Source organism: Marinitoga aeolica (assembly GCF_029910535.1).
Lineage (GTDB): Bacteria > Thermotogota > Thermotogae > Petrotogales > Petrotogaceae > Marinitoga > Marinitoga aeolica.
In genome coordinates, this window is the sequence record NZ_CP069362.1 from 947,775 (window position 1) to 962,087 (window position 14,313).

The window sequence follows — 14,313 nt, forward strand, 5'->3', positions numbered from 1 at the left end:
ATTATGAATATCAATTTCGATGATTTTAATTTTCTTTATATTTTTCTTGATAAAGATGGAATAATAAAAGATATAAATAAATTCGGGTGTAATCTATTAGGATTGCCCAAAAGTAAAATTATTGGTATTAATGTTTTTGATAATTTTATCCCTGATGAAGAAAAAGAAAGTAGAATTTTAAATTTCAAAACATTTTTTAATGATGTTAATAATATTTTCGAAAAAAGGTCTATATTAAAATTTATAACTCCTGAAAAAAAAGAAATATTTTTAGAAGCATATAGTAGCATTGCTTATTCTGAGAAAAACGAAAAAATAGGATTAATTGGTTTTGGATTTGATATAACAGAAAAAATTAAATATGAACAATTGCGTGAAAAAATCAATAAAGTTCATCAATTAATAATTAATTCTTATACATTATCTGACAATTCAAACATATATCAGTTTTTCCTGGAAGAAGCTGTTAAAATAATTGATAATGCTGATGGTGGAAGTATTTTAATGAAAGAAAAAGATGGATTATTTCATTTTGTTGCAGCTGTAAATTTTGATCTCGATAATATTAAAAAGGTTGTTTTAACGCCAAAAATGCTTTTACCATTCGATAAAGTCACTGTTAAAAAATTTACTAAGCATAAATATAGAAATATATATGAAAGAAATATAATGCTATCTGCTGGAAAGATTCAAGATATAAAAGCAACTTTAACTATTCCTATCATTATAGATGGTATCCTGGAAGGAATAATAAACCTCGATTCATTTAAAAATGATAATGCTTTTAATGAAGAGGATATATACATTGGCGAAATAATTTCAAATGAACTTTCACAAGTTATTAAAAGAAAAAAATTAGAGCAAAAATTGAAATACCTTGCTTTACACGACCAATTAACAACATTACCTAATAGGGTTTATTTATATGAATATGCAGAAAACATGCTTAAATTAGCAAAAAGAAAGAATATGAAATTAGCTTTTGTTTATATCGACCTGAAAAAATTTAAATTAATTAACGACAATTACGGTCATGACGTCGGTGACCACTTTTTATATGAATTTGCTGATGCTCTAAAAAATTCTATACGGGAAAGTGATTTCCCTGCAAGAATTGGAGGAGATGAATTCATTCTTATATTACCTGATACTGATGAATCAAAAGTTTTAGAAGTTATAAAAAGATTAAAAGAAAATCTGGACACCCCTATAAAATACGAAAACATTGATTTAAAAATCAAATTCAATTGTGGTGTATCTTTTTTTCCCAATCATGGTAATGATGTAGAACAATTAATCAACATTTCAGACAAAACTATGTACAAAGCAAAAAAAACAGATAAACTAATTGAATTTTACAGAGGAGAGTAATTAAAAATGTTGAGAATTAATAATATAAAATTACCTATAGACCATTCAAATGAAGATATAAAAGCTGAAATAGCTAAAAAATTAAATATATCTTCAAATGATATTAGAAAATTTTACATTAGAAAAAAATCTATTGATGCAAGAAAAAAGAATACGATGATTTATTTTATTTATAACATCGATTTCGAAATAGAAAATGAAGACATATTTTTAAAACATAGTTTTATATCAAAATCCCCTAACTATAATTACAAATTTCCAATACCAGGTGATATTCCATTAAAACACAAACCAATAATTATAGGTTTTGGTCCTGCTGGGATGTTTTCTGCTCTAATTTTAGCCGAAGCTGGATATGAACCAATAATTTTAGAACGGGGTAAAAAGGTTGATGAAAGGAAAAAAGATGTTAAAAACTTTTGGGAAAATAGTATTTTAAATACAGAAAGTAATGTTCAATTTGGTGAAGGTGGCGCAGGGACATTTTCTGATGGAAAGTTAAACACATTAATAAAAGACAAACATAATAGAATTAGAAAAATGCTAAAAGAATTTGTTGAAGCAGGTGCCCCTGAAGAAATTTTATACATAAACAAACCACATATCGGAACTGATAAATTAGAAATAGCTGTAAAAAACATAAGAAAAAAGATTGAAAATTTGGGTGGTAAAATTTTATTTAATTCAAAAGTTACAGATTTTATCATAAAAAATAATAAAATCAAAGGTGTAATTGTAAATAATTCAGAAAAATTATATTCTGATATTGTAATTTTAGCTATTGGGCATAGTGCAAGAGATACGTTTCAAACATTATTCGAAAAAGGAGTAAAAATAACCCAAAAACCATTTTCCATTGGAGTTAGAATAGAACACTTAAAAGAAATGATAGACAAAAGTCAATATGGAAAATTTTATAATCACCCTAAATTAAAAGCTGCTGATTATAAACTATCACATAGAGCAAAAAACGGTAGAGCAGTATATACGTTTTGTATGTGTCCTGGAGGATATGTTGTTGCATCTGCATCAGAAAAAAATATGGTTGTTACTAATGGAATGAGTGAATTTGCACGAAATAATATAAACTCTAATAGTGCAATTTTAGTAAATGTATCACCTGAGGACTTTCCTTCAAAACATCCTCTTTCTGGAGTAGATTTTCAAAGAAGATATGAAAAAAAAGCATTTGAAATATCTCAATCATATTATGCACCTGTTCAATTATTTGGTGATTTTTTAAAATCAAAAAAATCATCTAAATTTGGTAGTGTTAACCCAACATACAAACCAGGAACAGTATTCTATGATTTAAATAAAATTTTTCCCGACTATATTTCTTCTGCATTAAAAGAAGGAATATTAGCAATGGGAAAGAAATTAAAATATTTTTCAAATTATGATTCTTTATTAACTGGTGTAGAAACACGCAGTTCTTCACCTGTAAGAATAGAAAGAAACGAAGATTATGAAAGTATTAATATTAAAGGACTATATCCTGCAGGTGAAGGCGCAGGGTATGCTGGTGGTATTACATCATCAGCTGTAGATGGGATTAGAATAGCTGAAAGAATTATTAGTAAATATAAAAAAGGATGGTGAAATTATTAAAAGTATATTTATATTCATGGACTACCAGAATCAACCTGTTGATCCAGAATTGATAATTGAGAAAATCAAAGAATTGGGTAAAATTGTTGGGGGAAAAGCCTATGCTCATTGGTCAAAATATCCTGCAACAATGTTTTCGTTTTCAAGACATGGTATTGAATTAATAGAAATGCCAGAAGATGGTTTTGAAAACAAAAAGGGAAATGACATTAAATTAGCCATCGATGCTATTGAAACTATGTTTTCCTTGCCTCATATTGACGGTTTTGTACTGGTAACAGGTGATGCGGACTTTGTCCCTCTGGTAAAAAAACTAAGGATATATGGAAAGGAAGTTATTGTAGTAAGTAGAAGTAAAAATACTTCTAAAGAAATGGAACTTTCAGCTGATATCTTTATTCCATATGAAGAAATAGTAAAATCAGAAAAAATAGAGGATAAAGATACTATAGAAGATATCGTAGATGAAATAATAAGGATTATAGAAGAACATCAATATGATGATGTAAATGAAGGCATTATAAAAAGAATTGTCACTGGAATGAAAATAGATTATAGGGATTTCGGTTTTTTATCTTATAATGATTTTATTAATCACTTAATAAAAGAAATAAGAAATGAATTTTATTCTAAAAATGGTGAATATAGCGAATATGAAGAAAATTATATGCGTTATATTGAAAGATTGTTAGCTACAAGTGTTATTCCATTAAAACTTGAACAGCTGGTTTCAAAAGCGCAAGAAAAAAATCCATGGATAACTAAAAATTCTAAATATTCACTTAAAGAATTAATTGTAAAAATGATTGAAGAAAAAAGACTATGGAAAAATTCTAAGGGGTATATTCTCGTTCCTATCCCAAGAAGATGGGAAATTAAACATGAAAAAATACTCCCTTATCCAGGATTCAGGGATAAATTTATAGACTATGTATACAATCTATTTAAAGAAAAAAAAGTAAATTCAATTATTGAAGCTATACATTCTGCCAAAAAAGATTTAAATCTTACCAATAAAGTTGTTGGATCATTTGGAATTGCTTTAAAATTCTCCGGTAAATTCATAGGTAAAGATGGTAGTGATTATGTTAGTATGAAAACACCTGTTTATTTAAATGCTGATTTTAATGAGTTTAAAATAGCTGTTGAAGCATTTTATATAAAAAGCATTTTGAAAGATGAAGACATACACGAAAAAAATCTACCTATAGTTGCAAAATATATATATGATTCGGAAAATACTAAAAGGTTAAATGAAATAATAATTCATTTAATGAATTTACAAGAAGTGTTTTATGTAAAACCATATTATAAATACTACAAAAATCTTAATAAATAATCAAAATTTAGGTGATTTAATGAAAAAGGTTATTTTTATTATTTTATTTCTCATTTTTCTAACTCTTTTAAATGCAGAAAATTTAATAGTTGGTATATATGAAAACAAACCGCTAACTTATAAAGAAAATAACGAATATAAAGGTTTGGCAATTGATTTGCTAAAAGAGATAGCTCAAAAAGAAAATTGGCATCTAAAATATCAATATGATAGCTTTCCAAATCTTATAGAAAAAATTAAAAATAATGAAATTAATATATTAATAGCTTTAGGAAAAACAAAGGATAGAGAATTATTTATTAAATATCCTTCACAACCTTTTTTTACAAATTGGGGTGTGATATATTCCAAAGATAATAGCATAGATTCATTATTAGATCTAAAAAATAAAAAGATTGCTGTCTTAAAAAATGATATATACTATACTCATGAAAATGGTATAAAAAATCTATCTCAAAAAATGAATTTAAACATTGAATTTCACGAATATAATTCATATGATGAGGTTTTAAAAGCTGTAAGAAATAACATTTGTGATGCTGGTGTTGTAAATAGACTATATTCTAATAACCCATATAATCTTCATAAAACCCCTATTGTATTTTTACCTATAGAAGTCTATTATGGTTTCTCAAAAAATATAAAAGATGATATTATCAATAAAATTGATTATTATCTAAACAAATGGAAAAACGAAGAAGATTCTGTATATTTTTCTCTCATGAGAAAATATATATTTAAAGATAAAATTTTAATTCCAAAATGGGTTAATAAAGCTTTAAATACTGCTGTTATAGCTATCATTACTTTATTTATCAGTTCTTTGACTTTCTATATATTATTTATAAAAGTTACAAAAAAATTAAAAAGAAAAAACGAAGAATTAGAAGCTTATAATAGCGAATTAACTTCTATGAACGAAGAATTAGAAGAAAGTTATATGAATATGGAAGATATTAATTTTAAATTAATTAAACTCACAAAAATAATGTCTAAATTAAAATTTTCAAGTACTTTTGATGAATTTTACAATGATTTATTAAGAACAGCAATCTTTCTAATTCCAGAAGCCGATTATGGAAGCATTATATTTATCGACTCAAAGAAAAATCAATGGAAATTTTTAAGCGCTTATGGACATAATTTTGAAATGCTTAAAAATATCACATACGCAGCTGGTCACACACCAACAAAAGAAAAAATTAAAATCATTGATAATATTATTGAAAACGAAAAAATAGAAATGAATGAAGAATCATATAAAATTCTAAAAGCAGCTTCAAAACCCATAAAACAAACAATGATTTATGAAATAAAATTAAAAGAAGAACAATGGATTAATTTTTGCCTTGATATAGATATTAATAGTGAAAAAACATTTTCTGAAGAATCAAAAGAAATATTTGAAATTTTTGCAAATCTTGCCAGAGCATTCTGGATTGAAAAATTATCTTATGAATATACAAAAGATACATATCTTAATCTTGCTAAAAAATTAGCTTCAATTGCTGAAGAGTATGATGATATTACTGGAAAGCACATATATAGAGTGGCAGAATTTTCTAAATTTATTGCAAAAAAACTAAACTTAGATGGAAAATTAATTGATGATATTTATACTTATTCCCCATTACATGATATAGGAAAACTTTTAATAGATAAATCTATTCTATTAAAAAAAGGTCCTCTAAATAAAAACGAATGGGAAGAAATGAAAAAACATACAATATATGGTGCAAAAATTTTAGATGACCCTTATTTTACTGTTGCCAAAAATATAGCTTTATACCATCATGAAAAATATAACGGAGAAGGGTACCCATATGGTTTAAAAGGGGATGAAATTCCTATAGAAGCACAAATTGTTGCATTAGCTGATGTTTATGATGCTTTAAGGAGCAACAGACCATATAAAAAGGGTTTTTCACATGAAATTGCTGTGGAAATAATTTTAAAAGGTGATGAAAGAACCAAACCTGAATTCTTCAATCCGGAAATTTTAAAACTATTTAAAAATTCCCATAATGAATTCAAAAAGATTTATAATAAACTCAATGAAGGTATGGATATACTTTAAATTTTGTTTTCTTTTTTGTTGATTTTTCTTTAGAAAAGTAGTATAATATTTACACAATGATTTTTATATTAATGTCTCTTGCTCTTCAAATAATATTCAATAATATTTCACGTGATATCTTAAGATATCCTAATTCCAAAAGGGGGGAAAGTGTATGAAGAAGTTTCTTGTTTTATTGGTAGTTGTTTTAAGTATTTCTATGTTTGCACAAGTTACTATTGAATTCTGGCATGCTATGAGCGGGTGGAGAATTCAACTATTACAAAGTATGGCAAATGATTTTATGAAGACTCATCCAAATATTAAAGTTAATGTCCAATACACAGGTTCTTACCGCGATACCTTCAATAAAACTGTAGCTGCAGTAAAAGCTGGAAATGCTCCACATGTCGTACAAATTTATGATATTGGAACTCAGGCAATGATCGATGGTGGAATAGCTGTTCCTATTGGAGATTTAATTGACGAAGATCCAACTATCGATAAAGGTGCTTTCTTAGAACAAGTTACAAATTACTATACAGTAGATGGAAAAATGTATTCAATGCCATTTAATTCATCAACAGCTATTTTATTCTACAACAAAACAATGTTTAAAGAAGTTGGATTAGATCCTAACAAACCACCAAGAACATATGATGAATTAATAGAATATGCTAGAAAATTACAGAAAAAAGATGCAAATGGTAATGTTATCAGATATGGATTAACCTGGCCAACACATTCATGGTTCTTTGAACAATTAATGGCTGTTCAAAATGCTCCATTGGTAAATAACGGAAATGGTAGAGTTGGTATAAGACCTACAGAAGCTGTTTTCAATAGTCAGGCTGGTAAAAATATCTTTAATTTATTCAAGAAGATGACAGATGAAGGCTTATTATTGAATACAAAGAGAGAAGATTGGTCAGGAGCAAGACAAATATTTATTTCACAAAAAGCTGGTATGGTATTATATTCAACATCAGATGTTAAATTCTTTGTTGAAACAGCAAAAGAAAATGGATTCGAAGTTGGTACAGCATTCTTACCAAAACCAGATTTAAGCGTACAGGGTGGATCAGTAATAGGTGGAGGATCATTATGGATTCTTAAAGATCATCCAAAAGAAGAAATTGATGCTGCGTGGGAATTTGTAAAATGGATGACAGAACCTGAACAACAAATAAGATGGCATTTAGAAACAGGTTATTTCCCTGTAAGAAAAGATGCTTTAGAAAAATTATTATCCGAAGGATTCTATTCACAACATCCAAATTATTTAACAGCTATTATGGAACTATTATTATCAAAACAAACAGTTAATACAAATGGTGCAGTTATGGGCGTATTCCCAGAAACTAGAGAGATTATTGAAACAGAATATGAAAATGTTATAAATGGCAAAAAAACCGTAGATAGAGCTCTTAACGATGCTGCAAAACAGGTAACTAATGCTCTAAAGAGATATAACAGAGTATTTAAATAATAATTCAAATAAACGGGCGGAGAAATCCGCCCTTTTTTAAAAAAGGAGGAATTGTTCATGTCCTGGAAAAGTAAGTTGACACCATATATTTTACTTATTCCAACATTTATTATAATAATTATATTCATTTATTGGCCAGCCGCATATTCTTTTAAACTGAGTTTTTACCAAGAGTCATTTTTTGGAAACAGGAGCATATTCGTTGGTCTTGATAATTTCACCGATCTATTTACTGATCCTGAATATTATAGCGTTATTTTAACATCTTTTATATATTCATTCTCTTCTGTATTCTTAACAATACTTATAGCTTTTTTAATTTCACAATTACTGGTACAAAATATTCCTGGAACAAGATTATTTAGACTTTTTATTTTTGCACCATACGCTATTTCACCTGCAATTGCAGGTACTTTATGGTCTTTTTTATTAACTCCAACTGTTGGTTATTTAAATTATATCTTTTTAGAACTTTTTGGTATAGATACTGACTGGCTTACAACTACACCTTATGCTTTTATTGCTGTAATGTTAGCAACCATATGGAAGATGTTGCCTTTTGATTTAATTTTTTATATTGCGGGACTACAATCGATTCCAGATTCTCTACTGGAATCTTCTATGATAGATGGAGCTAATTTATGGCAAAGAATGTGGAAAATTAAATTTCCACTGTTGTCGCCTATAACATTTTATTTGTTTATAATGAATTTCACAACAACTATGTTTGCTTCTTTTGGTATTATAGATATAATGACAAAAGGTGGTCCTCTTGGAACAACAACAACAATGATTTACAAATTATATCTTGATGCTTTTGCATTCCAAAACAATGGTTCTGCAGCGGCACAATCTATTGTAATGTTCGCAATTATGGGAGTTATCACTTTCATTTACTTCCACAACGTAGAAAAATCTGTTCATTATCAGTGAGGTGATTTGCTATGGCTTCAAGTATTTCAAAAAGAAAAAAAACTAATTTAATACTATCAGAAATAACTTTAATTATTATTTCTTTAATAATAATGGCACCAGTTTTACTCGCATTAAGTATGAGCTTCATGAAACCAACTGAAGTTTATACATTTCCACCAAAATTATTTCCCAGTTCATTCCATTGGCAGAATTACGTAGAAGCTTTGCAGCTTGTAAATTTAGGAAGAATGCTTTTAAATTCAGCGATAGTTGCTTTTTTTATTACTTTTGGAAAGTTAGTTACTGGGACTCTAGCTGGTTATGCTTTTGCCAACTTTCAATTTAAGGGTAAAAATATTTCCTTTATGATATTATTCATTACCCTGTTTTTACCTGCAGAAACTGTAATGATTCTTCCATTATTCTTAATTATGAAGCAATTTGGTTGGATTAATACATATTATGCATTAATAATACCATTTACAGCAAGTGCAACTAATGCTTTTTTAATGAGACAACATTTTTTAACCATTCCAAAAGAATTAAGTGATGCTGCCAAAATTGATGGCGCAACATCTATGCAATATTTCTGGAGAATTTTACTACCACTTTCAAAGTCTATGCTCGGTGGTGCAGCTTTAATTAATTTCGTTTATGCCTGGAACCTTTATTTATGGCCCTTAATTGCAACAATGGACGACAAAATGAAAACAGTTCAAATTGGAGTTAAAATGTTAATTGATGCAGAAGCATCTAATAATTGGGGAACAATCATGGCAGGTACAATGATTGCCCTTATTCCAACATTAATAATCTTCTTTGCTATTCAAAACCTTTTTGTAAAAAGCCTTGTAAGTTCTGGACTAAAAGGATAAAAAAATGCTGCATTTTCTTGCAGCATTTTTTTATAATTAAAACAAAATATCTATTCCAACTCTTACAAATGGCGAATTTATTTCTTCATAATTCCCTTCAATTCCTGTTTCTAATCTATAACCTCCATTAACTGTAACAGCAAAATTATCAGTCAATAATAGTTCAACCCCTATATTTGGACTTACTCCTAAAGCTATATTAGTAGCATATTCTGTATCATAATTAAATGAAGAACTCATATATAAATCCACACCAATTTGAGGCATTATTCTACCAAAATCTTTCATATAACCAAGTGTAATACCTGTTGTTAAAATTGATTTATTAGAATCAAAAATAAAATCAAGATATGTACCAAAACCAAAACCTTTATAATTATCACCTATAAAATCTATCCTACCTAAATAGCTTCCATCAAATACATAACCCCCACTCAATGTAATATGACCTCTTATTGGAGATAAATCTGGATTTTCTATTACTTTTAAAGTTTGATCTATTTTGAATTTTGGTTTTACCAGAATTTCTAAAATTGCTGAATTTTCAGACAAATCTTTTACGATAAGTTTCCCATCCTTTTTTCTATAAATGTCATTATTTACAGTATATATTTTAGCAAAAGAAAACATCATCCCTTTGTAAATTCCAACATTTCTTCCTGCATCAATTAAAACCATATTATTTTCAATATTTACAATATTGGCATTTATTAAAAATAGCTTATTCATTCTATATACCAGTGAAGATACGAGATAGTCTATTGCCTGATTTTTTGCATTTTCTCTTGCTTCATCTTCACTAATAAACTTTGTTACATTTGACGAACCAATTGCATTTATAGTTTTAATTTCTAAAATTTGACTCGTTTCTACATCTATTAATCTATATGCACCTTCAATATCGTATTCATACCATACATTCCCATCATCATCCTCTTTTCTTCTTGATTCTGCATCAATTACTTCAACATATACAATATAATCTGCTGCAAGGTGTTTGAATTCAAATCCTTTTTTATTCGCAACTCCACTTAATATTCTTTCTACTTCATTTAAAACATTTAAATCCCTTTCAACTAATCTATACTTCCCCATTTCCAATAATCTTTCTTTCAATCTATGTTCCACTTTATTTGAAAGTGTAGAATAACCTTTTGAATAAATAAGCAATGTTTTTCTATTATCTTCAGCAAAAATAGACAATGCCAAAACAAATAAAATAAATATAATAATCTTATTTTTCATAATACCACCCCCAAAGTTTAAATTCTAAAATCATTATACCATAACTTTTCAAAATTTATACTTTTTACGTTTTTGGGTTTTTTATTTCTTTATTTCTTCCATTAATTCAACTTTATTAACATTTAACATTTTTTATCGACGCTTAATATTTGCATCAGTAGCCGAAAATAATCAATTAACGTTAAATTAAAATTAATGGAATATATTCCTAATATTATTTATAGCAAAAATTTTGTATAATTATAACAAAATAAAAAAATAAATAAGAGAGGAGAGAATATTTTGAAAAAGAATTGGAGGGTCTTTTGGGACTCGGATAATCCTTTATTTACAGAAAATTTAAAGTTAGCGAGGCGTCTTTCTTCTGAAACTGGTTTATCCGAATTTTTAATAAAACTTCTTATTGTACGTGGAATTAAAACAAAAGATGAGATTGAAGAGTTTTTATATCCAGATGAGTCAACCATTATAGATCCATTTCTTTTAAAAGATATGGATAAAACTGTTGATTTATTACTTGATATAAAAAGGAAAAAAGAGAAATTAGTTGTTTACGGTGATTATGATGCCGATGGTGTAACCGCTGCTGCTGTATTATATCAGGGTTTTAAATCCCTCGGATGGAATGTTGAGGCATATATACCCAACAGAATAGATGAAGGATATAGTTTAAATATAGAAGCTATAGATGAATTATACGAAAAAGGTTTTAAAAACATTATTACCGTAGATTGTGGAACAACATCATTAAACGAGGTTCATCACGCAAAGGAAAAAGGGATGAAAATAATTATTACAGATCATCACGAAACACAACAAATACTTCCACAAGCCGACGCAATTGTTAATCCAAAAAGAAAAGATGATATTTATCCTTTCAAAGGGTTATCTGGCGTTGGTGTTGCTTTTAAGGTATTACTTGCCATTCATAAAACTCTTAATGATTCTTCTTTTGATCCATTTTCTTTAATAGATCTTGTAGCTTTGGGAACAATTGCAGATATTGTACCTTTAAGATCTGAAAACAGATTTTTTGTAAAAAAAGGGTTAGATAAGTTAAGGACTAATCCAAATCCTGCTTTGAAATATTTAATGAAAGAAATTGGTATTGTCCCAGAGGATGTAAAATCATACATTGTTGCATATAAAATTGCTCCAAAAATTAATGCTGCTGGTAGAATGGCAGATGCTATGAAAGCTTTCGAACTATTAATGACAGAAGAAAATAAAAATTTAGAAAAAAAAGTAAAACAATTACTTGATTTGAACTCTGAAAGACAAAAACACGAAAGAAGAATTTATAAATCCGCATTAAGTTTAATGGATATAAACCCTGATTATCATGATAGTAAAGTTATAGTTTTAAGTGGTAAAGACTGGCATCTTGGTGTTTTGGGAATTGTAGCATCCAAACTTTCTAATAAATTTAATAAACCCGTTTTATTAGTTTCAACCACTTCTGAAGATAATACCGGAAAGGGTTCTGCACGAAGTCCTCAGGGAATTAGTTTAATAGAACTAATGAAAAACATTTCTAAAGAACATGAAGACTTTTTTAAAGAATATGGCGGACATGAATTAGCTGCAGGTTTTACTATAGATTCGGAAAAAATTGAATATTTAAGAGCTGAAATAAATAAAATATATGAAAATATATATGGAAACAAAGAACCAGAATCCGAAATTGAAATTGATATGGAAATCGAAAATCTGTGGAGTACTTTTTTTGATGATATAACCGCATTGGAACCTTATGGATACCAAAATCCCGAACCAACATTTTTAATAAAAAATGTTTCTTTAGAAAAAGTAAAAATTTTTGGTGCTGAAGAAGAAAATCTTGCCGCTATTGCTAAAACAGAAAAAGGTATGATCTTTGAAGCTGTGGGCTACGGTATATTATCTAATAAAAGAGATGGAATGGCTGGAAACTTAAAATGTAATCTCGTTGGTAATTTTAGAATAGAAAGAACCTTTTATAATAATCAAAAAGTTCTAAAATTTTATGTAAAAGACATTGAATTCATTGGTGATTCATTAACCGAAAAGGGTAATGCTGGTAATCTTTTGATTTCTTTACATGCAAAAGACAATGTGCATCACTTAGCTAACTATAAATATAAAATATTATTGGATATGATAGAACAAAATAGAAATGCTATATTTGGTCCATTAAAAATTAAAAATACCCTGCTAATAGAAAAAATTAAAAATGTTATATCAAAGGGTAATAAATTGATTATTATAGGTGCATCTCATTTATTACTTGAATATACATACAAAATTATCAATCAATATATTTCTACAGAATATATATACTATAACAAAAAATCAAAAATAGAAAATACTGTTTTAAAAAGTAAAAAAGTTATATTAGTAACTGTTCCCGCTTATATTCAAAATATTCAAAGATTAAATGATTTTTCAAAAAATTTATTAATAGACGAACCTATATACTCTTTTGCACATCCAACTATAGCAAATATTCCTGAATATGTACAATTAAGAAAAGTTATAAGATCTAAAAATTATGAAATTAGCATTTTAGGAACTTTTTATGATGAAAGTATAAAAGAATTTTTGAAATTAAGCGGATATAGGGTTGCAAATGTAAATACAAATGTTCCTTCTTTTGAAGTGGTTAAAGAAATTAATTCAAACAAATTTAAATTAATAAAAGATTATTTATATAACTCTAAAAACTTAAATATAATAGTAAACGATATTACACCTTACAGGACATTAAAACCATATATATCCTCAACATATGAATATTCAGAAGATTATATTATTTATTATTCCCATAAACATACATTTTTTGAAAAAATAAATATCAGAGAATTAAATAAAAAAGGACCATCAAGAATCCTCATTTCAGAATTTGCAAACGATGGATTATCTCTTGAACAAAAAGATAGAAATTCTATTATAATGTTATATGACGTTCCAAAAACACGCATTGAATTATTGGATCTTGTTTCATCATGGCCTCACAATAAAAAAGATAATATTATATTTGTCATGGCTTATAACACTGATTTCCCAACAAAGTTTATGTATGATTTTTCAAGAATATATCCATCAACTGAAATTATGAAAAAAGTATATAAAATTATAAAAGAAAATGACAATATAAACATCAATATTCTTGCAAAAAATTATTTTAATGATGATGTTGATTTAGTAAAAAATATTGTAGATGAATTAATACATGCAGGTATAGTCATAAATACATCTAATGGGTTAAAAACTATGGAAGACTTTAGATTAGATTTAATACATAAAAATGTCAAATCAAAAGAAAGCATTTTAGATAAATGGATACTTAAAAATTCTATAAGATTCTTTCTGAATTTTAAATCAAGGAGTTTAATTTCATTATTAAACAATCAAATTGCGGAGGTTAAATGAT

At 27.3% G+C, this 14,313-nt stretch carries 9 protein-coding genes; 8 read left to right on the plus strand and 1 reads right to left on the minus strand.

Annotated features, from left to right (window positions below; genetic code table 11):
* The first annotated feature begins 3 nt into the window (after positions 1–3).
* The 7 genes from JRV97_RS04405 to JRV97_RS04435 all read left to right on the plus strand — a co-directional run bounded on the left by JRV97_RS04405 (position 4) and on the right by JRV97_RS04435 (position 9,656).
* Positions 4–1,371 carry a diguanylate cyclase domain-containing protein gene (locus JRV97_RS04405; RefSeq protein ID WP_281000564.1) on the plus strand — a complete coding sequence of 456 codons (1,368 nt, stop codon included), beginning with the start codon at positions 4–6 and terminating at the stop codon, positions 1,369–1,371.
* Between the two features lie 6 nt (positions 1,372–1,377).
* Complete coding sequence (locus JRV97_RS04410) at positions 1,378–2,973, plus strand: NAD(P)/FAD-dependent oxidoreductase (protein WP_281000567.1); 1,596 nt, start codon at positions 1,378–1,380, stop codon at positions 2,971–2,973.
* Positions 2,974–2,998: 25 nt separating this feature from the next.
* Positions 2,999–4,321, plus strand: a complete 1,323-nt coding sequence (locus tag JRV97_RS04415; protein WP_281000569.1) for an NYN domain-containing protein — start codon at positions 2,999–3,001, stop codon at positions 4,319–4,321.
* A gap of 19 nt (positions 4,322–4,340) precedes the next feature.
* Entirely contained in the window at positions 4,341–6,398 is a 2,058-nt protein-coding gene (locus JRV97_RS04420; protein WP_281000571.1) for an HD domain-containing phosphohydrolase, read from the plus strand.
* Between the two features lie 154 nt (positions 6,399–6,552).
* Entirely contained in the window at positions 6,553–7,866 is a 1,314-nt protein-coding gene (locus JRV97_RS04425; protein WP_281000573.1) for an ABC transporter substrate-binding protein, read from the plus strand.
* A gap of 57 nt (positions 7,867–7,923) precedes the next feature.
* Positions 7,924–8,799, plus strand: a complete 876-nt coding sequence (locus JRV97_RS04430; protein ID WP_281000575.1) for a carbohydrate ABC transporter permease — start codon at positions 7,924–7,926, stop codon at positions 8,797–8,799.
* An 11-nt stretch (positions 8,800–8,810) separates the two neighbouring features.
* The gene (locus JRV97_RS04435; protein ID WP_281000577.1) at positions 8,811–9,656 is read left to right on the plus strand and encodes a carbohydrate ABC transporter permease; all 846 of its coding nucleotides are present in this window, start codon (positions 8,811–8,813) and stop codon (positions 9,654–9,656) included.
* Between the two features lie 36 nt (positions 9,657–9,692).
* On the opposite strand, the gene JRV97_RS04440 is transcribed toward JRV97_RS04435, so the two are convergent.
* Positions 9,693–10,901, minus strand: a complete 1,209-nt coding sequence (locus JRV97_RS04440; RefSeq protein ID WP_281000579.1) for a hypothetical protein — start codon at positions 10,899–10,901, stop codon at positions 9,693–9,695.
* A 282-nt stretch (positions 10,902–11,183) separates the two neighbouring features.
* Between JRV97_RS04440 and recJ the strand changes: the two genes are divergently transcribed.
* Positions 11,184–14,312, plus strand: coding sequence for a single-stranded-DNA-specific exonuclease RecJ (recJ, locus tag JRV97_RS04445; protein WP_281000581.1), 3,129 nt, complete (start codon positions 11,184–11,186; stop codon positions 14,310–14,312).
* Position 14,313 lies beyond the last annotated feature (1 nt).

Bases quoted from the DNA above. Each gene is read 5' to 3' on its own strand.
- JRV97_RS04405 (WP_281000564.1), top strand. From the start codon at position 4: ATGAATATCAATTTCGATGATTTTAATTTTCTTTATATTTTTCTTGAT.
- JRV97_RS04410 (WP_281000567.1), top strand. From the start codon at position 1,378: ATGTTGAGAATTAATAATATAAAATTACCTATAGACCATTCAAATGAA.
- JRV97_RS04415 (WP_281000569.1), top strand. From the start codon at position 2,999: ATGGACTACCAGAATCAACCTGTTGATCCAGAATTGATAATTGAGAAA.
- JRV97_RS04420 (WP_281000571.1), top strand. From the start codon at position 4,341: ATGAAAAAGGTTATTTTTATTATTTTATTTCTCATTTTTCTAACTCTT.
- JRV97_RS04425 (WP_281000573.1), top strand. From the start codon at position 6,553: ATGAAGAAGTTTCTTGTTTTATTGGTAGTTGTTTTAAGTATTTCTATG.
- JRV97_RS04430 (WP_281000575.1), top strand. From the start codon at position 7,924: ATGTCCTGGAAAAGTAAGTTGACACCATATATTTTACTTATTCCAACA.
- JRV97_RS04435 (WP_281000577.1), top strand. From the start codon at position 8,811: ATGGCTTCAAGTATTTCAAAAAGAAAAAAAACTAATTTAATACTATCA.
- JRV97_RS04440 (WP_281000579.1), bottom strand. From the start codon at position 10,901: ATGAAAAATAAGATTATTATATTTATTTTATTTGTTTTGGCATTGTCT.